The sequence below is a fragment of the Chitinophaga pendula genome, from assembly GCF_020386615.1.
GTDB classification, from domain to species: Bacteria; Bacteroidota; Bacteroidia; order Chitinophagales; family Chitinophagaceae; genus Chitinophaga; species Chitinophaga pendula.
In genome coordinates this window covers 5,204,294-5,230,381 of record NZ_CP077769.1, presented here as the reverse complement: position 1 = coordinate 5,230,381, position 26,088 = coordinate 5,204,294, and the positions used below count along the sequence as shown (strand labels likewise).

Here is a 26,088-nt window from a genome sequence, read left to right as displayed (position 1 = left end):
TTATTCCGCTGGTATCGTTTCATCCGATTCTCCGAATACATATTTATTGAACCACAGCCAATTGTGCCACACCGCAGCCAGTCGCTCCTTGGGCTTGCTGATGCCATGCCCGAATCCCTTGTAGATGATCAGCTGGCTGGGCACATGCCTGTCCTGTAATCCCCGGTATAATTCATACGCATTGGGAACCGGCACACGCTTGTCGAACTCACCGTGCTGGATCAACGTTGGTGTACTCGCATTGTTGATATTTGTCATAGGCGAAGTCTTCAGGTAAATGTTCATATCACTCCAGGGCGTCGCCTTCAAATACTGTCTCGTAAATGGCGTGATATCTGTGTTCACATAATAGGTCACCCAGTTAGAGATACCCGCACCTACGGAAATAGCCTTAAACAGATGCGTGTTGGTAGTCAGGAAGGCAGAAATATAACCGCCCTGGCTCCAACCCATACAGCCCATTTTTGAAGTGTCTATCATCCCCTTTTGCTGAAGATACTCAACGCCACTTACCACATCCCACATGTCACCCACACCAAGATTACCCACATTCAGCGAACGAAACTTTTCACCATAACCCGTACTGCCCCGGTAGTTCACCCGCAATACCAGCGCCCCTTTCTCGATCCATTGCATCGCCGGGTATACATATGTCGGCGTCGGATCAGGAAGATCGATAGCCGTAGGCCCGCCATGGATCAGTACCAACAAAGGGTATTTCTTATTCGCATCATAATCCCGTGGCTTCAGCAATACACCTTCTATAGTAGCGCCGTCTTTACTCTTCCAACTGATGAGCTCATTGACCGGCGTATTCCATCCTGCTATCTGCTGTGTACTGTTAGTGATCTTTTTCAATGGCTGTTGCAGGTTGTCAGCAGTATATATTTCTTGTAAGTCCGCATAGTTCCTGCCGGAGATAGCCACCTTGTTCGTGTTCTTGCTAAAGGCAACACCGTTTACAAGATCTAGGGAGATAGGAATGACCTTGCTGTTACCACCCTTTGCATCTATACTATACAGCTTTATCTTATTCTTGTCGAATGCCCGTACAAATATGCCTTGTTGGTGCCACTCCGCTGCCATTTTGGATTCGTCGATATCAGTAGCGATCTCTTTGCTCCGACGGCTACCAATTTCGTAAATGAACAACCGGTTGTTTTTATAAAAATTGGTGGTAGAGTCGTCTACCGCACTATAATAGAGAAAAGCTCTCCCATCTGGTTGCCAGCTGGAAAAAAAGTCTCCGGTAGGATGCTGCACCAATGTATCCATTTTCTTGCTGGACACATCTACCCATACTATGTCTGAACTGATATCTGAAAGTATCAGCGGATTGATCTGCTGATTGAAAATGATCTTTTTACCATCAGGACTCCAGTCAAATCCGTTCACCGAAAAATCACCTTGTGTCAGCCGTTGCCCTACAGGCAGTTTAGTACAGGGGATCGTCGGCTTGCCGCCGCTGGAATCCTTTTTCGTATAACAAGGATACTGTCCGGCCAACAGGATAGAGTCCATATGAAAGTTGGCAACCCACAAATGATTCTGCTTATATTCTTGCCCTTCAATACTGAATCCGCCAAAACGCTCCTTAGTCGCTTTCTCCTTCGGACTATCACCAGCCGTTTTTATAAAAGCAACCTGCTTGCCGTCAGGACTCCACCGGTAGTCATTCACACCTTCCTCTTCTTGCGTCACCTGCAACGCCTCTCCGCCATATATCGAGATGATATATAACTGGTTCTTGTTGCCCCTGTCGGCGAGGAAACTCACATACTTACTGTCAGGGGTGAACCTGGCTGCATTGCTCGTACCCTTGGCCGTACGGGTGAGCTGTATGGGCATATCGCCTTCCCGCTTCATCCAGATCTCCCAGTCATAGCTGTTATTGGCCCAGTCAGTAGTATTGACAGAATAGATCACCGTCTTGCCATCCGGAGAAATAACCGGCGCAAAGGAAGATTGCAGGCTGATCCACTTTTCAAAAGGAATAGAAGCATTTTTTTGCGCATAAACAGTAGTGTGCACAAAAAGTAATAATAACAGTATATATCGCATAGGCAGTGTTTAGCAGCATTAAATGTACAAAAGCAATCCCCTTATCCTCCTTAAATGCCGGAAACAAGCACCTTAAGTAGTCACATGAACTAAGTGTAATCCTTTGTAGACCATTTGTTTATAAATGGAAGAGCAGCGGGGCGTTTTCTTTGTACAAGATGGGTATCTTCTTATCCAGCGAATGATCTATGATGTCTTTACTTCGCAGTGAGCGACCTCCTGCTTCGAATAATCCATACCCCATTGCTCCATCTGTGTAATAACAGGTATCAGCCGTTCTCCCCATTCCGTTAAATAATATTCCACCTTGGGAGGTACTTGCGGATAGATCTTTTTGTAAACAATATTCAGCTCTTCCAGCTCCTTCAGCTGCAGATTTAGCACGCGAAGGGTCGCCTCCGGAATGCTCCGGAGTAATTCACTTGGTCGGCGTATCCCGGCGTGAATACTTTCCAGCAGACAGGGCTTCCACTTACCTTTAAGCACATTCATCGTCGTAGTCACCCCATAATATTCCGGCTGTTCCGGTAGCTTCTTCACATACATAAAAAAGAATTTTCAGTCCCTTCAAAGATATTCTTTTCCCTAAACAGGCCACCAGCACATGTGGTCAAATTTTTCCATATAGGAATCTTTATTCCCCGATTGACTGCCTTTTAATTAATAGGGAAATTTGTACCGCAAAAATAAATCAATATACGGAGCGGCCGCCCGGTTAACTGCTAATAGTATCTTACAATGTTTAAAAAGATCATAGACCGTCCTGTGTCGGCCACAGTCGTCGCTGTCATCATATTTTTACTGGGCTTGCTCGCTCTGAAAAGTCTCCCCATGGAAACTTTCCCCGATATAGCCCCTCCCGCAGTAGCCGTTACCGCACGCTACCCAGGCGCCAATGCCGAAACAATGGCACGCGCCGTCGCCACCCCATTGGAACAGGTCATTAACGGGGTGGAAAACATGACCTACATGTCCTCCACCTCCTCCAACGATGGAACCCTCACCATCACCGTATTTTTCAAACAAGGCACCAACCCGGACCAGGCGGCCGTCAACGTACAGAACCGCGTAGCACAAGCCTCCAACCAACTGCCTAAAGAAGTCCTCCAGGCGGGCGTTATCACCGCCAAACAACAGAATGGCATGATCATGTTCATCGACATTTATTCCGATGACAGATACGATGGAGAATTCGTGAATAACTATACATTGATTAATCTCATCCCTCAGATACAACGTATACAGGGTGTCGGTAAAGCCGCCCTTTTCGGTAGTAAAGACTATGCCATGCGCATATGGCTCAACCCCGCCCAGCTTACCGCCTATCGCATCAGCCCCCAGGAAGTCATTGAAGCCATCAACAACCAAAACCTGGAAGCAGCACCCGGTAGATTAGGAGAAGGTAGCAACGTCGCATACGAATATGCTATCCGATACAAAGGCAAACTAAACCAGGAACCCGACTATGAAAACCTGCTCATACGGGCAGATGAAAATGGAAAAATACTCCGCCTCAAAGATATAGCACGTATCGAACTGGGCTCCCTCGATCATGCCTACGCCGCCGCCGTCTCCAGCAGAGGACGCCCCGATGCCGGCATCTTCGTCTTCCAGGTACCAGGCTCCAATGCCAACGATATCCAGACCGCCATATTCAACCTACTCAAAAAAGCGAAGAAGTCCTTTCCCGCAGGCCTGGACTATACAGTGAGTTACAGCACCAAAACATTCCTGGACGAAGCAATAGACCAGGTAAAACATACTTTCATAGAAGCTTTTATCCTCGTGTTCATCGTGGTGTTTATCTTCCTGCAGGATCTTCGCTCTACTATCATACCGGCTATCACCGTACTCGTGTCCATCGTAGGTACCTTTTTCTTCATGAAACTACTGGGCCTTACCATCAATATGCTCACTCTCTTCGCGCTGGTACTGGCAATCGGTATTGTCGTCGACGACGCAATAGTCGTCGTTGAAGCCGTCCACACAAAATTAGGCCACAACGTACCACCGCGTAATGCCACCGTCAGCGCCATGAGCGAGATCACCGGCGTGATCATTTCGATCACCCTGGTGATGGCTGCCGTATTCCTCCCCGTTAGCCTCATAGATGGCCCGGTAGGCATGTTCTACCGCCAGTTTGCTTTTACCCTGGCCATCGCCATCATCCTCTCCGCCATCAACGCCCTTACCCTCAGCCCCGCCTTATGTGCCATCCTGCTGAAAGCGGGCCACACAAACGATCAAAAAGGGATACGTCGCATATTCCACTTGTTCAACCTTGGCTTCGATGCCGCTACCGCTAAATACATCCGTGCCGCTCAGGTACTGATTCGTCACAAAGGGTGGACAATGGGTGGACTGGTAGTGATCGTAATCGCTACCGTCATATTGGCGCAAAAAGTACCTAAAGCATTCATCCCCACAGAAGACCAGAGCACGCTGATATCTACTGTCAATCTGGCCCCCGGCGCCGGATACACCCGCACCAAAAAGCTGCTCGATAGCGTAGAACACCTGGTCAGCAAAATAGATGGAGTAGACTTTACCTCCATCGTAGTAGGCGAAAATCTAATGTCCGCAAGCGTATCCCCGTCATTCGGCTCCATGTATACCGCCCTCAAACCAAAAAAAGATAGAGGAAAATTCGCAGACATCAACGCCATCGCTGACTCAGTCAACAAAATATTCTACGGCCTCCCCGAAGGCAACTCTTATACCTTTAACCTGCCTACCGTACAGGGTTTCGGTACCATAGATGGATTGGATGTAGTATTGAAAGATAATACCGGCGCTCCCATCACAAAACTCGCAGACCAGGCCAATAAGTTCATAGCAGCATTGCTGAAACAAAAAGAGATAGGTACCGCCTATACCTCCTTTAATGCCAACTACCCACAGTACCAGCTGGATGTCGACGACGTCAGGGCCAAACAATTCGGGCTGGAAGTAAGTGACGTACTGTCCACCATGCAGGCATATTACGGCAGCATCTACGCCTCCGACTTCAACCGATTTGGTAAATATTATCGTGTAGTCGTACAGGCAGACATCCCCTTCCGGGTAGATGAACAAAGCCTGCAATATATACAGGTGAAGAATAAACAGGGAGAAATGGTTCCTATGACCGCCGTCGCCCAACTGAAGCGGGTATTCGGTCCCGAAGTGATCAACCACCTCAATCAGTCCAATGCCATCACCATCAGCGTACAGGCCGCAAAAGGATATTCCTCCGACGATGCGATGAAGACGATCGACCAGGTCGCATCGCAACTACCCCATGGATATGCGCATGAATATATAGGTATGGCAAGAGAAGAACAGGCAGCCGGCTCCCAGACCGTCTTCGTGTTCGGATTGTGTGTGATATTTGTATACCTCCTGCTCTCCTCACAGTACGAAAGTTATGTACTGCCACTGGCAGTGATGCTCACACTACCCACCGGCATACTGGGCGTCTTTACCTTTATCTGGTGGATGGGTGTCTCCAATAACATCTACGTGCAGATCACCTTGATCATGCTTATCGGCCTGCTGGCCAAAAACGCTATCCTGATCGTTGAATTCGCCGTACAAAGAAGAAGAGCCGGACACCCACTGGTAGAAGCCGCACTCGAAGCTGCCAGGCTCCGCCTCAGACCTATTCTGATGACCTCCCTAGCCTTTATAGCAGGAATGCTGCCATTACTGTTTGCAAAAGGAGCTACAGAACAAGGAAATGTGGCCATCGCCTCCGGCGCCATCGGCGGAATGTTGTTCGGCGTCGTATTAGGAGTGTTCATCACTCCCGTGCTATTCATCATCTTTCAGGCACTACAGGAAAAAATATTCGGTAATAAACATAGACTACCCGCATTGGCAATAGCAAAATTGTGATAAGACCAAATACCTCCTGTGCTGACATTGTCAGCACAGGAAGTATTATTATTTGCGCCCGGGAAGCCTGGCGCCCCTGGTAAGATCCCATTGCTGATGATAGGTCTTTCCCGACAAAGCCGTCACCCATATCAACCCCAACTCCTGCCGCGTATCTTTGATAAGCGGCAATATCGCATTACCCCAGTCACGTATCGGGTCCTGCAACTTCCACCAGCCAGTCGCATGATGGCCGTCCATCCCATCCTCATCAGCCGGATAACCGATCTGAAATGCACAGGCAGTAGGCGCAAAACGATTCGCCCACGCAGCAAATCCCGCATTGAGGTCAGTAATAGCGCCTTCCGACGCATCATTGATAAATAACAAATCTCCCTTTCCACGATATTGAGGGGGCATATATTCCGCCTGGTAGTGACGGAGAAATAAACGATAGGAGGGATGATGGACTTTTATTTTCTCATCCCAGGACTGCGCCATAGAATCCGTCGCCTTCCCCAAATATTCAAGGTCTATACCCATACCAACGATACAGGGATGATGTTTGAACTTACCCAGCCATTGGTCGATCATACCTGGTATATCGCTGGCCACCCGCCCCTTACCGGCATGTGCCTTAAAAGGAAAGATTTCCAGGAACACCGCAACGCCAAGACTGTCCATATGCCGGAGATAATTGTCATGATCCCGTTCGGAAAGCCCGGCATAAGATGGCGTCAGCTGCGTCAGATCCCCCACCGCCCAGGTAGCCCAGGGCCGGGATGCCGGAAAACGATTCTGCACATTAAATATCACCTGCGCCAGCGCACCTTGACCTGGTAAGGTGATAAACTGACCTATCTTGATATCCAATGCCGTAATACCATCACCGGCACTCTTACGCACAGGCTGCCACGCACCCGCCCACTTGTAATGCGCCGTCTGCGCATAAGTAGAGAAGGGATAACCTAAAAGAAAGACAAATGAAAAACAATAGAAAAGCAAATAGGGGAGGGATCGCATACAGGGAAGATTAAATGAACGATAATAGACAATATACCCTTTTTATGCCTTATTACCTACCATAGCAATAACAGCGCTATCGCTGCTCCCATCCCCAACACACCACCGATCACACTGGCCACCGCATCCATTACATCATAATGCCCCATACCAGTGATCAGCGAAAACAACTCAAAGCCATAACTGATAGCTATAACAACTCCCAGCGCAGCAAGTGTAGCCGTCAGCGGTGCTAAGGGGAATAGATACCATGATATACCCTGTAATACAGCTCCCATAACGATGCCTACATAAAAATGTTTCCACTTATCCGGCGCGATCTTTTTAAACATATTCATCATGACTATTATACTAAAGATGTATTCGCTTTCTTATTACCACTTACATAAGGATTCCCCTTTATCGCAAAACGGTACGGCAACAACGCATCGGCGCCCGCGTAATCCACGCCTATCCGCGCCGTAGTAGCAATATCCTTGGCGGTCACCACATAACCGTCATCCGCAATATACAGCTCCTCCCCAAGAAGACTTACACCCGTATGGCCCGTAGCAATGCCAAGCGCCTTGGATACATTCCCGGGACCACGGCCCAGCGAATGATCCGCTACCGGCTTACGGCTACGTTGTAACATCAGCGGAATACCCGCTACCGGCGCAATCCCCCGCACCAGTATCGCATGAGGTGTGCCCGCTTCATTCGTGACAATGTTAAATAAGTGATGTATACCATAACACAGGTACACATACGCATGCCCCGCAGCAGCATACATGATAGCCGTACGGGCTGTATGCCTGCCACCATACGCATGACTGGCCTTGTCCCCCACACCCGCATAGGCCTCCACCTCCACAATACGACCCGCAGTAAACTGCCCGTCAAACCGGCTCACCACCACCTTACCTAGCAACTCCCGCGCTATCTGTAATACATCCGCCCGGTTATAAAAATCATATGTTAGTTTTTCCATAAACGATCAGCTGCTTATATCGGCAAATACCTGTTTTAAACACAATACGGACTGCTCCAGCTGCTCCTCCGTAAATCCTGTAAACCCCAGCAACAACCCCGGCCGCTGCGGAAACTGTACAACAAACTCCGTCACCGGAAATACAATCAGTCGCCGCGCCGCCGCAGCCCGCACCACCACCATATCCGGGATATCACGCAATAACCACACCACCAGGTGCATACCCGCATCCGCCGCCGCAATCGTTACCTCATGCGATAAATGTTGCTGCAGCAACCGGATCAGCGTATCCTGCTGCTTTTTATATAATACCCGCATCCGGCGCATATGCCGCTCAAAATGCCCTCCCGTAATAAAAGTAGATAATACCCGCTGCTCGATCAACGGACTATGACGGTCCGCCACAGCCTTCGCAATCTTAAAATGCCGGGCTACCTCCTGCGTAGGCAACACCAGGTAAGCCAGCCGCAATGCCGGAAACAATACCTTACTGAAAGTCCCCACATAGATCACATTACCGTTTGTGTCCAAACCCTGTAACGCCGGGATCGGCCGCCCGTTATAACGGAACTCACTGTCGTAATCATCCTCTATGATCCACATCCGGTTAGTCGATGCCCATTGTAATAATCGCAACCGCTCACTCAAGGGTATAGTACCCCCCAACGGATATTGATGCGAGGGAGTTACATACGCCAGCTTCGCATTCGGATAACGCGTACTGGCATACGTAATGTCAATACCCTGCGTAGTCACCGGCACCGGACATAATTTCGCTCCTCGCTGCATAATAGCCGTCTTCACCGCATTATATCCGGGATCTTCCATCCAACACTCATCGCCTGGCGACAACAACACCTGCATCGCCAACTGCAACGCCTGCCTCGATCCGTTCACGATCACAATCTGCTCGGCCGTACAACGGATAGACCGGTTGATACGCAGATAATCCACCAGCGCCTCCCGCAACGGCAGATACCCCTGGGCATCATTATACCCCAGGTGCAACAACTGGATATCCCGGTACGTAGCTGAGCTGATCTTCGACCAGGTAGCAAACGGAAAAGCATCCAGAGAGGGTACACATAACTGGAATGGCAGAAACGTCTCTGTCTCACTGTCCCGCTCCATTACATCCCCCGGCAACCAATACGCTGTCCTGATCTCAGGCGGAGGCAACACCTGCGCCGGTAACACCTCCTCCTCACCCACCTCAGCCGCCGGACGTTTAGGCAGCTCCGGTAGCTGCTTACAAACATACGTCCCATCACCAGCCCGCCCCTCCAGGAACCCCTCCAGCAACAACTGATCAAAAGCCTGCATCACACAGTTCCGGGATACCGACAATTCCTCCGCCCATGTCCGCGTCGATGGCATCCGCTCACCTTGCTTCAACATCCCACTGAAAATACTGTTCCGGATACCCTCGTACAACTGCCGGTACAAAGGCGCCGGCAACGTACGATCCAGTGAAATAAAAGGTAATGGTATCTCCGGTGATATCTTGCTCATATCTATAATGGTACCATTAATATTTGTAAAAATGGCTCTTTTTATAGAGCCAATATACGACTAATTTTGTCGGGTCAACCGTAATATGTGAACCAAAAATCAGGAGGACCAACATGAAAATAGCCTACATCTGCTACGAAATACAGGAACGTTATGTGGTAGAATCCATCCCCGATGAAGATAGCCGCCTCTTAACTTTCCTCCAGGAAAAAGGATTGGATATCACCCGGGAAATATGGACAGATACCAACGTAACCTGGACCAGTTACGACCTGGTCTTGCTCAAATCCCCCTGGGACTATTTCGATCGCATCCAAGAATTCTATGCCTGGCTGAAACAACTGAAAGATGCCGGTATAACCATGCTCAATACCTATGATACCGTTAAATGGAATAGCGATAAACACTACCTCAGTGATATGATAACCGCAGGTTTCCCCGTTATTCCCTCCCAATACCTGGAACAGGGAACCCAACCTGATCTGGCGGGATTTTTTGACGCATTCAATACCGACAAATTGATCGTTAAACCCTGCATCAGCGGTGGTGCTAAAAATACCATCGTCATTACCCGGGATAAAATAGCAACCCAATCCTCACATGTAACCGAACTGCTGCAAACAGAGGCTTTCATGGTGCAACCTTTTATTAAGGAGATCAAAGAAGGGGAGTGGTCACTGCTATTCTTTAACGGATCATTCAGTCACGCGGTACTGAAAGTTCCCAAACCGGAAGACTTCCGTGTACAGCATTACCATGGCGGTATAGTAGAAGCACGGGTACCTGACACCTCGTTGGTAGCAGCCGCCCGCGCTTTCCTCACCCGCTTTGCACCAGACAGCCTCTACGCTCGCGTAGATGGTATCGTGATCAATGACCAATTTACCTTGATGGAACTGGAACTCATCGAGCCACTGCTATTCCTCGATAGCGATCCGTCCAGCTACGAACGCTACTATCAGGCATTGGTACATCGCTGCGGACAACTACAACAGCCCAAACAATTACATACGATAGAATAAGTATACATCGGGGTCGGTCAGGAAACCATGCTAATACCTGGGCCGGCCCCTTCCTTTTCCGCTATCACAAGTCCACCTCTCGCTTAATTCTCCTATAACATTCCTATACCTCCGGTCCACCTCTCGCTTAATTCTCCTATAACATTCCTATATCCTAGGTCCCCTTTCGGGGAATAAAAAACGCCGGTCAGAAAGACCGGCGCTGAATTAAACATCCCTAGAACTTAGAGGATATACTAACGGTTTAATGGTTGCTGATGTAAAACGCCATCTATCACCCACCAATGATACGATTGACCTCCCTGGGCACGCCGCATGTCAAATCCTTTTACCGGAAATCGGCCATTCCCTTGCTCACTCCCGGCGATCTCATATACCTGCAAGGCGCCCTGCTGACGATCCCAGGTCAATGGCTGACCCGGCGTACACTTTTCCGGCCCGGCTCCACGGGAAGAAGCAATGAAATAAGCCTTGCTTAATCCGATAACAGTGCCGATACCTTGGTCGTCAATGCAGACAGCTGTACGCTCATCCACTGCGATGCCCTTGGGATACAAGCCCCAGTCATGAACGATCCTGCTCATAAAGGCCACATGCCGACCTTCCCGCTTACGTGCCAGGTAATGTTGATCCGTGATAACACCTTGCAAATAAGGAGCTTGTAAAAAATCGTTGTTATACACCTTTACCAACGGATAAAAAGGATTAGCCAGCGCTTCATCAGAAACAGCACTGCCGTCTTCTCCACTGTAATACAAGCTGCCCAATATCGCACAACCGGCACTCGTGCCTCCCACCGGTGCCTTCTTCACCTTCAGCAGGTAGTTGATGGCCGCCGCTGTCTTCGTACCCCTCCAATAACGCATGTAGTTGGACTGGTCACCGCCGGCAATAAACAACATCTCCGCATTCCGGATCGTATTCGCTACCGTGTCATTATCCGCTAGCTCCCGGCTATTGATATTTAAAGTTTCTACCGAATTGATTCCCCCCAGGCTATCTATATAAGCGTTGTACACATCATAGTTGGTAGCCCGTATCACGACTACATCTCCACCACCGCTGCGCGCTATCAACCACTTGAAAATAGCATCCACCTGGTCGCCGCCACCGATAAGCGCCACTCCTCCCTTTACAGGTGTTTTCACATCCGCAGGATCACCGAGCAATCCCAAAGAAGCCGGCCGCCGCTCCTCTTTAACCTCCCGCGCCACTGGCGAGAAAAATACAGCTGCCATACTGGCTAATAGCCCTAAAGTTATTCCGTTTAACATCTCTCTGTCGATTTATACAACTTAATAATGTGGATTCTGTATCATGTGTTTATTAGCCCTTATCTCCGCATCCGGTATAGGATACACATATTGCGCATCCGTCGGGTTCAGCAGCTTGGCGCCGATAGCATTCGCCGCATCATCGGCATCCCGGGTTATCGGCAGGTTCCGACGCCGCAGATCAAAAAAACGATGCCCCTCAAAAGCCAGCTCCTTAAATCGCTCTTCGTAAATAGCCGTGATCAACGCATCCTTACCGCTGAAAGTCTGGTTAGTGTAACCAGTGATACGCGCCGCCCGTAAAGTATTTAAGGCCGTCGCTCCCGCATCTGTTCTGCCTTGCTCGGCCAACGCCTCCGCCAGTATCAGGTACATCTCTCCCGTACGGAAAGGGATCATATCCGCCAGGTTAGGCGTCACATTCATATTACCCTGGTATTTGCTTACTATAAAAGGTGCCTTGTAAGGCGCTCCTTCATCCCGCCGCTTGATATAAGCCGCAAATCGAACATCGTTCGCCTCATCCAGCGTACGGATCAACTCAAAAGAAGGTGCATACAACAGTATCTGACGGGTATCATAATAGATGCTCCCTGCCAGCCCATCCCCATCCTGCGCCTGCTCATCACCTGGCTCCGCCAGGATACGCCAGAATACCTCCGCATCATTCCGCCGCTGACTACGTGCCCACATCGCCTTAAAATCTGCCGGACTAGCCAATGGCAACTGATCGATCGCTGCTTGTGCATACGTCGCCGCCTGTACCCAGTCCTTCGCATACAAGGCCGTCCTCGCCTGTATCGCACTCACCGCCGGCAATGTCAGCTTCGAACGGTCCTGCAAAGATGCCGGCAATAACGTCTTCGCCTGCTCCAGGTCCGCATGGATCATCCGGATCACCGTCCCGAAATCATTCCGCTCCGGATAACTCAACACAGAGGCAGTCATATATGGAATACCCATCGCACCGGCCTCATATTTCTCCGCAAACTGACGCAACAACTCCAGGTGACAATAAGCTCGCAATGCCAGCAACTCCCCCTTATATTGTTTACGTAATGGCTCCTTACCCGCCGGCACCGTAATCTGGTCCGCCGCCGCCAACACACGGTTCAATCGGTCGATAGTAACATACAAATAGCGCCACGCATCCGTAATAGTAGTACTGCTGGGATCATACTGCCAGCGAAAACTAGCCACATACTTCCCGGTAGAATTATCATCGGGAAGCATACACTCGTCCGACGTCAACGACACATTCCGGATCGTATTATTAGTAAGCGATGCATATGCACCGGTCAACCCGGCATTCAGATCCTCTATCGTCCGGTAAGCCTTACCGGCATCTATCGTATCGGTAGGAGAGAGGCCCAGTTTCTTGTTGCAACTGCCCAAACCTAATGCCAGCAAAGGCAGACAGATCATCAGTTTATTCAAAATATATCTGGAGGTCATATTGTACTGTTTAATTGCTTGCCAGCGTTAAAAATTAATGTTCAATCCTGCTGTATACGTCCGCGCACTGGGATAGTCAAACATGGCTTCCCCATTATCATCCTCAGGGTCGAAACCCTTCCACTTCGTCCATGTCAGTAGGTTCTGCGCCTGTACAAATACATGTATCCCCTTCACATATTTTAACTTGCTGAGCAACACCGCCGGCACATTATACCCCAGGTTCACATTACGTAACCGGATATAAGATGCATCCTGTATATCCCGGGAAGAAAAACTCCGCCTGGCACTGAACTTCGGCAAAATGGCATTATCACCAGGCTGCTTCCACCGGTCGTACAACATCCGCGTAGATTGATTGCTGCTGTAAAAGCTGGGATTCTCATTGTAGTAATCCTCGTTGTTATAACGGTAGGTCTTGGCAGCAAAAGAGAAAAGTGCATTCAGGTAAATACCTTTCCAGTTCACACCCGTACTGAAACCGCCGGTCAATGGCGGAATGTAAGTGCCAAATTCCGCCACACTCAACGCAGAGAAATTATAATTAGTCGTCTTTTTACCGTCGCGGGTATAATACAGGGGATCTCCCGTCGCAGGATCTACACCCGCCCACTTAGGAGCATAGTGCGTACCATAAGGCATGCCCACACGCACAATACCTGTCGTACCTTGCTCAAACTCACCTGCCGTACCCAGGTCCGTGATCGTATTCTTATTATACGCGAAATTCAACCCGGCATTCCAGGTGAAGTTTTTATGCTTGATCAGATCCCCTTGTATATCCACCTCTATACCACGGTTACGCATACTACCCGTATTCAGTAACTGAGAAGTGAATCCAGATGTCAGCGATAAAGGCTGCTCCAGAAACAGGTTAGTGGTCTGCTTATTATAGATATCCGCGATCAGCCGCAACCTGCTGTTAAGCACCGCCAGGTCAAAACCGGCATTGAATTCCTTGGCATATTCCCAGTCGTAAGCATCATAACCAGGTTTGATAGGTCGGATACCACTCACCCCACTATAAGAGGTCAGCCCGAAAGTCGCCGAATAACCAAAGGCAGCATCAAAAGGACTGGCAGTAGTACCATAACTCACACGGAAACGCAGGTCATTGATCCCTTTCACATTAGCCAGGAAAGATTCCTGCTTCGCCTCCCAGCTCAAACCCACAGAATAAAAGCCATGCCAGCGGTTAGTCGCCGGTACAGTAGATGATCCATCCCGGCGATAGCTGGCATTCAACGTATACCGGTTCATAAAGGTATAGCGTCCTACCGCTATCCAGGAAGCCAACCCGCGTTGCTCACGGCGGCCACCCAACGTAGGAATAAACCCGTTATCTGGCGATCCCGGTGTAACACCCGCCGGCGTCTCCGGCAACTTACCGTTGATGCCATATCCCTCATAATTAAAAGCACGCAATTGATTCGTATTGTATTCGTAAAAACCAGACACCTCTATATCATGCATATCGCCGATCTGTTTCGCATACGTCAATCCCGAAGTAGTGATAAGGCCAAAGTTCCGGTTCACACCTTCCCCGAATGCACCCTTTTGCCCGTTATCCACCCGGCCACCAGAATAAGAATCCGGATTGATATAACGTTGGTTCGTATTCTCCCTGAAGTCAATACCTACCCGCGTTTTTACAGTAAAACCAGTACCCAGACTATAGTTCAGCGATCCGCTCAGGATACCCTTGATCTGGTTGGTCTTGTTCGAAGTATTTTGCATCCCCTCCAACGCCACCGCACCTTCCTGGTCACCCCAGGCATTGTATTGACTGGCATTGTTAGGCAGTATCATCGTGCCGTCCGCAGCATATGGATATTCATAGGGCAATGCATACATCGTAGCCGCCAGTGGGTTGGCAATCTTACTGCTGCCCTCCCGCTCTATAAAGCTGGATGCCGCATAACCGAGCGACAGGTTCAGATTACCGGTCAGCCGGCCGGCATTGATATCCAGGTTGTTCTTCAGCGTCAACCGCTCCAGCCCCGAACGCATCACAATACCGTCCTGCTTGAAATAATTGAGAGAGGTATAAAACCGAACTTGCTCATTACCGCCGCTGGCACTCAGCTGCTGCTCCATAAAGCGACCCGTACGCAATAATAGATCACGCCAGTTCGCATTCACATGACCAATACTGTCCAGCATAAAATCATAACGTCGCTGCGTAGTCACAGGCAATGCAGCATACCCCGGGTTATCCTTCGAGTAGGCCCAACCTGGTCCTATAGTCCTGCCCGTTTCCTGCCCGATCTCCTTCTCGAACTGCAACCGCTCTTGCGTGTTCATCATCGTAGTACGCGAAGTAGTCATCTTCGAAAAACCATATTGCGACCGGTACTCCAACGCCAACTTACCCGCCGTACCCTTCTTGGTGGTGATCAACATCACCCCGTTAGATCCCCTCGAACCATACTGCGCCTTAGAGGACGCATCTTTTAAGATCGTCACACTCGCAATGTCCGCAGGATTGATCGCCTGCAGATAGTTCGGCTCTACCGGCACCCCGTCTAGGATATATAAAAGAGATGAATTACCGTTGATAGTACCCACGCCGCGTAATACCACCTTGGCGGCAGTACCAGGCTGTCCCGAACCAGACGACACATTCAGCCCCGCTACCCGTCCCTGCAACACCTGGTCCACCGTCGCCATCGGCACCTGGTTGATCTTGTCCGAACCTACCACCGCCGCCGCACTGGCCGAACGGTTACGGGTATAACTGGCATAACTGGTCACCGTCACACTGTTGAGCGTGCGCACATCCAGCTGCAACGATACATTGATCACCTGCCGCTTCTCAATAGCGATCTGCTGCTTTACATAACCCACCAGCGAAAACTCCAGCATAGTCGCCCCCGCAGGCAATGACAGATTATATCGCCCGTTACCGTCCGTCGTCGTACCCGCCTGGGTACCACTCACCCGGATAGTCACCCCGGGCAACGCCTCATTCTCCGCACCCGTCACCACACCACTGAGGGGCACCGCCTGCTGCACCGCCATCCCGTTGGCATGGATCACCACCAACCCGTCATCTTTCACCGTGTACGATAAGCCCGTACCCTGGAAAACCTGGTTCAGCACCTGCTCCAACGTAGCATCCGTAACAGAGATACTCACCTTGCGGTGCACCGGCAACGTCTCATTGTGAAAAACAAATCGGTAATTACTTTGCTGCTCTACCGCCTTCAACACCTGGCGTAAACTACCTTCCCGCAGCTGCAATCGCAGCTTCTCCTGCGCAAAGCTCTTGCCGTAGCCTGGCAGACAGGTAAGTAAGATCAGTAATAAGGATAATTTCATGGCAAGCAGCCGCAGGCTGATGTAATGGCCCCCAGGTATAGGCGCCTTGAAAACTGTTGTGTGCTTCATTCTTTTGGTTGAGTACTGTTTCTGATACTATATAGAAGGCATGTCAGCTCTATAGTTAGCTGTTAGACAATAGCTACTGACGTATGGTAATGATGTTGTCCTTTACGCTGAATTGGAAAGGATAGGAGAGTTGCAGCGCTTCCAGCACGCTTAATACATTCTCGCTCTCAAAAATGCCCGAATAACGATACTGCTTTACACGATCATCCGCAAACCGAACCGTGATACCATACCACTGCTCCAGCTTCTGCGCGATCTCCTCCAGTGGCTCATTCTCGATCTCCAGCCGCTTGTGCAGCCATTGCAACTCCACCGGCACCGCCGCCCGCTGCTCACTCAATGGCAATACCTTCACCGGCCCCCCTACCTGCTGCCCACTGTCGGCAATAACCGCATCCTTCGATATCACCAGCTTTTGATGAGGCGCCAGTATAATGTTATCCCCCGAACGTCCCGCCAACCGGATCGCTACCTTCCCCCTGAATAATGCTGCCGCATTATAACTACTGTCAGCATAGGCACTCACATTAAATGCCGTACCCAATACCGTAATGTCAAATGATTCCGTATGTACTAGAAAGGGACGTTGATCGTCCTGATGTACATCAAAAAATGCCTCCCCCTTTAAAGTGATCTCCCGGGATGATTGATTAAAAGATTCGTTCAACTGTATAGAACTATGCGCCCGTAACGTAATAACACTCCCGTCAGGCAACACAAAGGTCTGCCTCGGCGTATGGCTGGTCTTGTAGATAACAGGAAAAACCGTCGTAACGGCAGAGGGAGAAATAGGACGAAACCAAAGCCAGGTGCCCAGCAGTACTACGGCGATCGCTGCCGCCCCGGCAAAATACCTGAATATAGGCCGATGATAAAAACGTGTGACAGTTACCAAGGATCGCCGCTCAGGCAACGACAACTGCGCTTGCAAAAAGCCCGATTGTCGAACCCCTTCTCTCAGTTTTTTTAACTCCTGCAGCCGGTTGCCTTGGTGGCCGCTCAGCATAGCCACCAGGCGCCTGGCTTCTTGTATTTCCCCCCGTTGCTCAGGATGCTCAGATATCCATCGCTCCCAAAAAATAATATCAGTAGTACGACTCCCCAGACAATAAGCCTGGAAACCCTCATCACACACAAAATCTTCTATGTCGTAATCTCTTATATCCATAGACAAGTCATCCTGCCCTTTTTATACTGACAGAAGAAAACAAACTTTTTCCTAAGAAATACCGGGATTTTTTAATAATTTTTTTAACACCTTGATCGCATCGTAAATGGTGTTATACGCAGTCTTGATACTTTGGGATGTCTGCTGCGCAATCTGCTCATAACTAAGACCTTCGAAAAATTTAAGCTGTATCAGCTCCCGCTGACGGGGTGTAAGCTGTGCCATCGCCCCATGCAACCGCCGCTTTACCTCCTCATCCTGCTGCACACTAATAATAATCTCCTCATAAGATAACTCACTGGGAGCAACCCCATCCGAATACCGGTGTATCGCATCATCCATCTTCGACCGGTAAGCCTGCTCATCAAACAACTGATGCCGCAAAGCCGTAAACAAATACGCCCGCACCTGCACCACCGCCGACAACCGCTGCCGCTTCTCCCACAACTGCAAAAACAACTGGTTGATACAGTCCTTTACCATCTCATCATCACCACACAACTGCAACCCGAATCGCATCAAATGGAAATAGGTATTACTATGCAAAGCAAACAAGGCCTGCTCATCTCCCTGACGGATATGCTCCCAATGAACCCTGTTTTCTTCCTCGATGGACATACGCCCTAAATTATATAATCTCACCGGATTTCACAATTTACCGGCAAGTCCCTCCCCAAACTCCCAATACCGGTAGCACCCGCCACCGGTATCAGAGCAACCAAACAATAATAAAAAGGACCGGAACATCGCCAACACAGAAAACAGGCCAATGGACGAAAAATAAGCACAGGGAGATAAATAGTGACAGATCCATTAAGCAATTGGCATCTTATAACTAATGTAATAGCAGATAACAACCCCGCCAAAAACAGTTTACCAACGGTACCATATTGTTTACGATCGCTTCCGGCAGATGCAATCCGCCCCGCAATAGGGAATATCACTCATATAAGCCTTGAAATCCAACGTGTTGAAAAGCAACTGCCGCCCCAGCGATTGCATCTTGTCCGATCGGTTCGCAAAGAAAAAAAGGATATCCTTCAATACCAGGTTCGCTAATATGTTGATATTGAAAGAAACAGAAGGGTGCGTCGTATACTTCTCATACAACTTCTCATGATGTTCAAAACCTTTCTCCCCCCCATAGGTATGCTTTAACTGGCGATTGATGCCTTGCTCACAACTCGTCATCCCCGGCAGGATAAATGGCCCCACCTTCAAATACTCATAAGCATAGGCCATACTCACAAAAGGGATACCATATCGTACACACACATCATTCAGATGCAGCCGGAAAGAAAGCTGCGGATCCGCCGCCTTGATCACCAACGCCGGCAATACATCGCTCACCAGCGAATCTATCCCCTCATAAGTCGTCGTAACCTTCACCCGGGTCCGTATCGCCTTGTCAAAATTCGTCCCGATGATCTCCTTCAATGCATCTACCTTCCGCTGCCCTATATTCTCCGTCCTATACACCATCGTCCGCTCCACATCAGAAAAAGAAACCTTGTCATCATCCACAACCGTAATGTTCTTAAACCCGAATTGCGACAGCAGATATACAATACTGGCCCCACCGGCGCCCGCCCCAAATACCAATATAGGTTTGGCAAATACCTGCTCATTGTAAGGCATGCCGATGTAGTCAAAGAATAATAAATTACTGGTGCTCGCCGGCAGATCCGTAATCTCTATCATCCCCTTCTCCGCCAACTGCCGGTAAGAATCCGTCGCATCAATCTCATTCTCCGCCACCCCATTCCCTTGTATCAAACGGTCTATCTCCGATGTAATAGCCGGCGTAGCCAGGGGGGGGGGGGGGGGGGGGGGGGGGGGGGGGGGGGGGGGGGGGGGGGGGAATGGGGGAGAATAGAAGTGGGCCTATAGGGGGGTAAAATAATATTGGGTGTTTATGGGGGGGTGTGGGGGGAGGGGAAGTGATTTGTTTGTTGGGGGGAAAGTGGAATTGTATTGTAGGGTAAGGTGGAATATATTGTTGTGGGAGTTGGAGAGATGGATGAGGTGGTTATAGGGGGGGGGTTATAGTGGGATAAGAGAAAGGTATGTGGTGTGTGTGTGGGGGAGATATGGTGTTAAGTATGTAATGAAAGATATGTGAAATGGTTGGAATTATTTAAATGAGATGTTGTTGGGGGGGGGTGATTTATTTGTTGGGGAGTGTATGAAGGGGTGAAGGGGTAAGGTGGGGAGAGAAGTTTGATGTATAAAAAAATGATTATAAGGGGGGGTGGTAGGGAATGTTAGGGGTTTTTGGGGTGGGGGATAAGGTTAGAAGGAGGGTGTTGAGTTTGGTTATGGTGATGGAGGTATAGTTGGGTTTGAATAAAAATATTGTAATTTTTTAATGGGATGATTAGGGGTTAGGTAGGGGGGGGGTTAGGGTAATAGTTGGATGTTGTGAATAAAAAGGAGTGGTTTGTGTTAAGAAAGAGGATGTGTAATGAGGGGGGTTAAGAATATTGAAGAATGGGTAAGAGAAAATGAGGGGGGAAGGTTGGAAAGAATTAGATTTAGGTATGAGTGATGGATATTAAGATTAGGGAGATTAAAGGAGAGTGTGGGGAATAGATTTTTAGTGAAGGTGGGTTGGAATGGGGTAGAGGTGGAAGTGTAAATTGTATGTTGAAAGTAAGGAGTGTATATTGAAAGGAGATGTATATTTGTAAATATGGTGGGAAAGGTAAGAAGAATGATTAAAGGGGAGTTGTAATGGAGAGTAATTGGGAGATAATATTTGGGAAATGATATAGTGAATTGGAATAAGGAGATGATTGAGATTGTAGTTGGATTAATAGATAGGTTGAGATTAGAGAATAGGATGTGTTGGTAGATAATTTTTGGGGGGAGTGAGTAAGGAGGATTTTAGTGAATGAGGAAGGATGAGTTGTGGATGTGGAGAAGGGGTGATGGGGGTTTTTTTGTAATGAGATGGAGAGGAAAAAGTGTGAAGAGGGGTTATGCAAGGGATGTTGAGGCATAGTTGAATATAAAGTGCGGATTCATCAACGCATTCAATGCCTTATACTCCGATCGCATGAACTTGATCTCCGTCGCATGCGCCCGCTCCCGCTTACGTATCAAATAGCGGATACGGTAACGTACCCCCACCCACACCAGCGAAATCACCACCGCCGCCACCGCAGTAATAAACCACCACGATGCCCAGAACGGCTTCGCAATCGACAACAACAATACCGCCGGCACACTATAATCACTCGATAAGCTCTTACCCCTTATCTTGATCTGGTAATCCCCATAACCGGGCGACAACAGGTTAATCTCTTCCCCCTTTACCAACTGCCAGTCATCATGCTCATCCCTGGAGATACTATACTCATACCGCACATCCTTACTACTGAGCGATAACGCAGAAAAGCCAATACTGATGTTCCGCCGCTCCTCATAAGGGATCAACATCCGCCCCGGCAAAGTATTGTAAATACTATCCGTCGTCTTGATATAGGTAAAGACCGGCGCAGGAGGAGCCGGCCGTTGCAACAACCCCGCAATCCCCACAGCCGTCACCGCCCCTCCCTTGAAAAAATAACATTGCTCCCCGTCAGCCGTAATATATTCCGCCTGCGTAGGGATATAAGGGTCCTCTACTGCAGCAATATCATAAGCCGGCGTATCCGGCGATGGCCGTAACGTAACAATACGGTACTGCTTGTTACTGCTGAATAACATATGGGACGGATCCAGCCGGTAACCCCGGTTCCAAATACAGTCATGATCCAGCACCGTATCCGCCCGCATCTGCCCGTTAATATTATTACAGATGATCAACTTGTTATCATGTGTAATGCCAATCAGGTAACTCCCCGAAATATAGAACCGCTTAAATGTCATACCGGCAAACTGCCGCTGCTGCACCGCCTTCCCGTTACTGATCTTAAAAATGCTCTTACGCGTACTATACCAGATAGCATCCGATGCGTCCTCCGCCATAGAAATGATCCGATCATTACCTTGGTTGATATCACTGCCCTCAAAATAAGTCTCCCCACCTGCCAATGCCCGCGCCCGGTCAATAAAAATGATCTTATGCCCCGTCTGCATCAACGATATCCGCCGGGGAGAAAAAAAGATAGACTTAATACTGCTCCCTTCCGTCTTCACATCCGAATTCCGCACATCCGCCTCATCCGTTAATATCTTGTTACGCCGGATCCTCGGATGCACCGCATGTAACTGATCCAGTATAAAATGATCCTTACCATAAAAACTATGATACTCCCCGTTCTCTTCCAGAAAGCCAGGTTCCATAATTATCTTGAACTGTTTACCCCGGTACCGGGAATAATCAAAAAGATTGCTGACCACCCCATCCTGGTACCGGTACAGGTTGTTATTGGCAGTGGTAAAGAATAAAGTACCCTCGTCCGTAAATGCAAATTTGATATCCCCCTCGTATACATTCTTGATAGTCTTCGTCTGCAAAAAATCTTTACCAAACGTATACACACCGTTGGTAAGCGTACTCACCCAATAGTTGCCTGCCGGGTCCTGTGTCACCCCCGTAATCTTACAGTCCTGCAGTATATGCTGTATGCCATTGATCACCAACCCCTGATCATGCGTGCCGGCAAATGTATTGTGCTGATCATAATACAGGTTCTTAATAGCCGTCCACTTAGGACTGTCCACCGCCGTCAATGCCAGCAAAGGCCGGCCCTCCAGTGTATAAATACCGGTCGGAGCCGACAGGTAACCAGTCCGCTCACTCCTCACATAAGATAATGGCCCCTCAACAGACAAAGGCGTCACCACCAGCCGGCGGTAGTTACTGTCTATCCTGATCCGCTGCCCGTTTCTGATCAGCTCATACTGATTCACGCCCAGCTTCCGTACATGGATGAACGAAACACTGTCACCCGCCACAGCAGGAGGGGAGAAGCGCTGACAATGCATACCGTCCACATTCATGAAAGTACCCAGCTCCGGAAACGCAATCGTCATACTGCCGTCCTGCTCCACCGCCAGCCGCGGAATACCTTGCAACTTCGCCGCCCACTCCAGCATCGGCGTATTTTTAGCAGTATGAAACACCCCGTTCTCATAATAACAAACACCTCCCGTATACGTACAGATCCATAGCCGCCCGTACCTATCCTCCTGGATAAATAATATCTCGTTGTCAGGTAAACCGTCAAAAGTAGTCAGCGTCTCAAAGCGGATACCGTTGTACCGCGAAATACCCTTGTCAGTACCAAACCATAAATAGCCGGCATGATCCCGGAGCAACGAATACACTATATTAGCGGGCAAACCCGTCTCCGTACTATAATGAAGAATAGTAAAATCCTGCCCCCTAACAGGCCCCGTGGAAGTAAGCCCCAGCAGACATAGGATAAGGATGTGCCAGTATCTACGCAACAGAAAACTCATTGTTCTTAAGATATGTCATCAACGCCGCATATCGCCGCCTGCCCACCGGCAACTTCGTATCACCAACCATCACCTGCGGATTATCCTCCCTAATGATCTGCCGCACATACATACAGTTCACCAGGTAAGATTTGTGAATACGGAAAAACAACTCCGGCGGCAATAACTCCTCATATTCAGCAATCGAATGACTCAAGATAATATCCTTCACCACATTCCCCTTCTGGAAATATATCCGCGAATAACTACCATTGGCAGCCACATAGATCAGGTGCTTAAAATCTACGATCTCTATACAGTTGTTATCTTTTAAAGTGATCTGCTGCGGCTTCGCCTTCCCATTGATCTGCTTAGATAACTTACCATACGTATTATCCACATCCCAGTGCAAGTGTTTGTAACGCAACTTTTCCTCCACCTTCCGCACCGCATTCACCAACTCCGGAATGTCAATCGGCTTTAATAAATAATCTACCGCATTCAGTTTGAACGCCTTGATAGCGTACTCGTCATAAGCCGTCACAAACACGATCTCAAAAGAAAAAGGATAGATCCGCTCCAGAAAACCAAAAGCATTCTCCCCGGGCATCTCAATATCAAGAAATAACGCGTCCGGCTGTAAAAGAGTGATCTGCTGCACCGCTTCCTCCGTAGTATGAGCAATACCAGCAATGTGAATATCAGGATCCACATACGTATATAATAGGTTCTTCAGGTTCTTGCAGGCCTCCTTCTCATCATCGACAATTAGAAAGCTGACCTTCTTGTCAGTTACATAGGACATCAGATCTGCGGGGATTTTTTTATGGTAAAATGGGTTCTTTTTTCCTCATTGGTTGATAAGCGCTAGCACATCTTCCGGCACCAGCATGCAGCTACAGCAAGTTAACAAATAAATGCGGATACTCGCTCCCATAGGGATATAATGCTGGTATGCGTATAATAGGAATGTCTAAATAATATAATAATCAACACTTTAAGTGTTTTGTAGACGTTTGCTAACACCCCCAGTAGATGGTTTGTAGATGCGTGTTTTATGGGCAGGTACACCCTCCCCGATATCTTTGCCTCCTATTCACTCACTCTCAAAAACCTCGTATAATGAACAACAAAACATTAGCTATCATCGCCTACCTCACCATCATCGGCTGGATTATCGCATACTTCCAATTCAAAGATAAACCCGGGCGTAACCCATTGGTAAGGTACCACCTCGAACAGGCACTGGGCGTATTTATCTTTGGAATACTCCTTAGCATCGCCATCACCATCATCGCCTACTTGGTCCCCGCTATCGCCGCTATCCTCTCCTTCGTTTCTTTCGTACCCCTGATCCTGATGATCTTCGGAATGATAGCTGCCGCTAACGAAGCCCGCAGCCCGGTCCCCGTCATCGGAAAACTCTTTGAACACAAATTTGGTTTTCTGGGCTAACTTCAGGTACGGTACAATAATTGATAATAATAGCGCCAGTAACAGAAAAACCAGGAATCAAAGGGAAAAACCACTCTTAATCAATTATCTCTATAAAATCTAAAGTCATGAGAATGAAAAAACATGCCCCATTGGTCGCTGTAGTGATGATCGCAGCATCACTGTTAGCATTGCCCGCATGTAAGAACAAAACTTCCGAAAACAAAGCCACCGCCGAGATCCAGGAGATCGTCGACAAAGCTCCCGGCATTAACGCCGGTACCGGTACCTTCCAGATCACCCCGCCGGCCAACTGGGAGAAAATAGATACCACCGTAGGCGGACTAAAAATCACCTACCTCTTCGAACCCCTCAAACCTGGTATGACTTTCCGTACCAACGTAGTAGTGGTTACCGAAGCTATGAATAGCAGCACCATGGACGAATACTTTAACCGTAACCGCCAGACCATGAGCCGCATGATGCAGGGCTTCAAGGAAAAAGGAGTCGGTAAAGAAGAGATCAACGGCCAGGAAGTCAACTGGATGGAATACTCTCACAACCCCTCCGACCAGGAAGTAGACGTAAAAGTATACGTCTTCGCTAAAAACAAGATCGCGTACGTGGTCACCTGCACCTCCCCAAAAGGAGAACAAGGCAAGTATGAAAAAGAATTTAAAGAGGCACTGACCTCCATGAAGATCTGATAAAAAGAACAGGTGCTGACAAATCACCGTCAGCACCTGCTCCGTAAAGCTGACAAACGAACGTCAGCACCGCTTGCGCAAAGCAGACAGACCACCGTCAGCAACTGCTCCGCAAATAAACTGTCATAACTTGTTGCCAGCTAAATTTATCAATATGGATATTCAAGCGTATAAAGAGAAATACCAGGAAGAAGGCGCGCCGGGATGGGACGCCATCGACGCCGCACTACTACCCATATACGGCGAACAACAACCCCTTACACATTGGGGCACCATCCTCAAACATATGTTGGGAGGAGAAGACCCCATCGATGGTATCAGCGTATATGCTTCCGAAGCAGGCGGCAGCCCACATTGGCATTTCATCACCTACGGATTCTCATCACTCTATTATGATGAAGAAAGCCTGGGCAAAGACTTCAGCAAGTTCGGCTTCGAACTCACCTTCCGCCTCAAACCACGTAATGGCTGGGAGGTAGAAACCGACTCCAAATGGGCCGTATCACTACTGCAAAATATCGCTAAGTACGTATTCTCCTCCGGCAACTGGTTCGAACCCTTTCACTGGATGCCCGCTAATGGACCCATCAAACTCAACGATGATACCCTCATCCACGGACTGATCTTTATCGTAGATCCACAACTGCCAGAAATAATGACACCACACGGAAGAGTCCAGTTCCTCCAATTGGTAGGTGTCACCGAAAAAGAAATAAATATGATACGTGATAAACAGATCGATGCCGCCACCATAATAGACCGGCTAAAACAAAATAACCCACTCCTTATTTGTGACCTCGATAGGCAAATAAGTGTCGTATAAAAC

The 26,088-nt window shown here is 48.8% G+C and carries 19 protein-coding genes; 5 read left to right on the top strand and 14 right to left on the bottom strand.

Annotated features, from left to right (window positions below; genetic code table 11):
- Both KTO58_RS19140 and KTO58_RS19135 read right to left on the bottom strand, forming a co-directional pair.
- Positions 1-2,061, bottom strand: coding sequence for a S9 family peptidase (locus KTO58_RS19140; RefSeq protein WP_095837840.1), 2,061 nt, complete (start codon positions 2,059-2,061; stop codon positions 1-3).
- Positions 2,062-2,247: 186 nt separating this feature from the next.
- Entirely contained in the window at positions 2,248-2,607 is a 360-nt protein-coding gene (locus KTO58_RS19135) for a winged helix-turn-helix transcriptional regulator (RefSeq protein WP_095837841.1), read from the bottom strand.
- A gap of 192 nt (positions 2,608-2,799) precedes the next feature.
- Between KTO58_RS19135 and KTO58_RS19130 the strand changes: the two genes are divergently transcribed.
- Complete coding sequence (locus KTO58_RS19130) at positions 2,800-5,937, top strand: efflux RND transporter permease subunit (protein WP_095837842.1); 3,138 nt, start codon at positions 2,800-2,802, stop codon at positions 5,935-5,937.
- Positions 5,938-5,985: 48 nt separating this feature from the next.
- On the opposite strand, the gene KTO58_RS19125 is transcribed toward KTO58_RS19130, so the two are convergent.
- The 4 genes from KTO58_RS19125 to pdxR are packed head-to-tail and all read right to left on the bottom strand — an operon-like array spanning position 5,986 to position 9,421.
- Complete coding sequence (locus KTO58_RS19125; RefSeq protein WP_157752853.1) at positions 5,986-6,939, bottom strand: hypothetical protein; 954 nt, start codon at positions 6,937-6,939, stop codon at positions 5,986-5,988.
- A gap of 56 nt (positions 6,940-6,995) precedes the next feature.
- Complete coding sequence (locus KTO58_RS19120) at positions 6,996-7,271, bottom strand: hypothetical protein (RefSeq protein ID WP_157752854.1); 276 nt, start codon at positions 7,269-7,271, stop codon at positions 6,996-6,998.
- Positions 7,272-7,285: 14 nt separating this feature from the next.
- On the bottom strand, positions 7,286-7,909 hold the full coding sequence (locus KTO58_RS19115) for a DNA-3-methyladenine glycosylase (RefSeq protein WP_095837845.1): 624 nt from the start codon (positions 7,907-7,909) through the stop codon (positions 7,286-7,288).
- 6 nt (positions 7,910-7,915) lie between these two features.
- On the bottom strand, positions 7,916-9,421 hold the full coding sequence (pdxR, locus tag KTO58_RS19110) for a MocR-like pyridoxine biosynthesis transcription factor PdxR (RefSeq protein WP_225859831.1): 1,506 nt from the start codon (positions 9,419-9,421) through the stop codon (positions 7,916-7,918).
- Between the two features lie 113 nt (positions 9,422-9,534).
- On the opposite strand from pdxR, the gene KTO58_RS19105 reads away from it, so the two are divergent.
- Complete coding sequence (locus tag KTO58_RS19105) at positions 9,535-10,443, top strand: ATP-grasp domain-containing protein (RefSeq protein WP_095837847.1); 909 nt, start codon at positions 9,535-9,537, stop codon at positions 10,441-10,443.
- A 236-nt stretch (positions 10,444-10,679) separates the two neighbouring features.
- Here KTO58_RS19105 and KTO58_RS19100 read toward each other — a convergent pair whose 3' ends face one another.
- The 8 genes from KTO58_RS19100 to KTO58_RS19065 all read right to left on the bottom strand — a co-directional run bounded on the left by KTO58_RS19100 (position 10,680) and on the right by KTO58_RS19065 (position 23,926).
- Positions 10,680-11,681, bottom strand: a complete 1,002-nt coding sequence (locus KTO58_RS19100) for a cyanophycinase (RefSeq protein WP_225859830.1) — start codon at positions 11,679-11,681, stop codon at positions 10,680-10,682.
- 57 nt (positions 11,682-11,738) lie between these two features.
- The gene (locus KTO58_RS19095) at positions 11,739-13,172 is read right to left on the bottom strand and encodes a RagB/SusD family nutrient uptake outer membrane protein (protein ID WP_198315185.1); all 1,434 of its coding nucleotides are present in this window, start codon (positions 13,170-13,172) and stop codon (positions 11,739-11,741) included.
- Between the two features lie 27 nt (positions 13,173-13,199).
- A complete protein-coding gene (locus tag KTO58_RS19090; protein ID WP_198315186.1) occupies positions 13,200-16,562 on the bottom strand; it encodes a SusC/RagA family TonB-linked outer membrane protein in 3,363 nt (1,120 codons plus the stop codon).
- 73 nt (positions 16,563-16,635) lie between these two features.
- On the bottom strand, positions 16,636-17,730 hold the full coding sequence (locus KTO58_RS19085; protein ID WP_095837850.1) for a FecR family protein: 1,095 nt from the start codon (positions 17,728-17,730) through the stop codon (positions 16,636-16,638).
- Positions 17,731-17,781: 51 nt separating this feature from the next.
- A complete protein-coding gene (locus tag KTO58_RS19080) occupies positions 17,782-18,348 on the bottom strand; it encodes an RNA polymerase sigma factor (protein WP_095837851.1) in 567 nt (188 codons plus the stop codon).
- A 276-nt stretch (positions 18,349-18,624) separates the two neighbouring features.
- Positions 18,625-19,506, bottom strand: a complete 882-nt coding sequence (locus tag KTO58_RS19075; protein WP_225859829.1) for a HesA/MoeB/ThiF family protein — start codon at positions 19,504-19,506, stop codon at positions 18,625-18,627.
- A gap of 1,203 nt (positions 19,507-20,709) precedes the next feature.
- Positions 20,710-23,142 (bottom strand): two-component regulator propeller domain-containing protein, encoded by a 2,433-nt coding sequence (locus tag KTO58_RS19070; RefSeq protein WP_225859828.1) that lies wholly within the window; start codon positions 23,140-23,142, stop codon positions 20,710-20,712.
- Positions 23,123-23,926 (bottom strand): LytR/AlgR family response regulator transcription factor, encoded by an 804-nt coding sequence (locus KTO58_RS19065; protein ID WP_095837855.1) that lies wholly within the window; start codon positions 23,924-23,926, stop codon positions 23,123-23,125. Before KTO58_RS19065 ends, KTO58_RS19070 begins: the two co-directional genes overlap by 20 nt.
- A gap of 317 nt (positions 23,927-24,243) precedes the next feature.
- Here KTO58_RS19065 and KTO58_RS19060 point away from each other — a divergent pair, with 317 nt between their 5' ends.
- The 3 genes from KTO58_RS19060 (at position 24,244) to KTO58_RS19050 (ending at position 26,085) form a co-directional block, all read left to right on the top strand.
- A complete protein-coding gene (locus tag KTO58_RS19060; RefSeq protein ID WP_095837856.1) occupies positions 24,244-24,576 on the top strand; it encodes a magnetosome magnetite crystal formation protein family in 333 nt (110 codons plus the stop codon).
- Between the two features lie 113 nt (positions 24,577-24,689).
- The gene (locus tag KTO58_RS19055; protein ID WP_095837857.1) at positions 24,690-25,262 is read left to right on the top strand and encodes a DcrB/PsbP domain-containing protein; all 573 of its coding nucleotides are present in this window, start codon (positions 24,690-24,692) and stop codon (positions 25,260-25,262) included.
- A 154-nt stretch (positions 25,263-25,416) separates the two neighbouring features.
- Positions 25,417-26,085: a suppressor of fused domain protein gene (locus KTO58_RS19050; RefSeq protein WP_095837858.1), complete on the top strand. Its 669-nt coding sequence runs from the start codon at positions 25,417-25,419 to the stop codon at positions 26,083-26,085.
- The last annotated feature ends 3 nt before the right edge of the window (positions 26,086-26,088 follow it).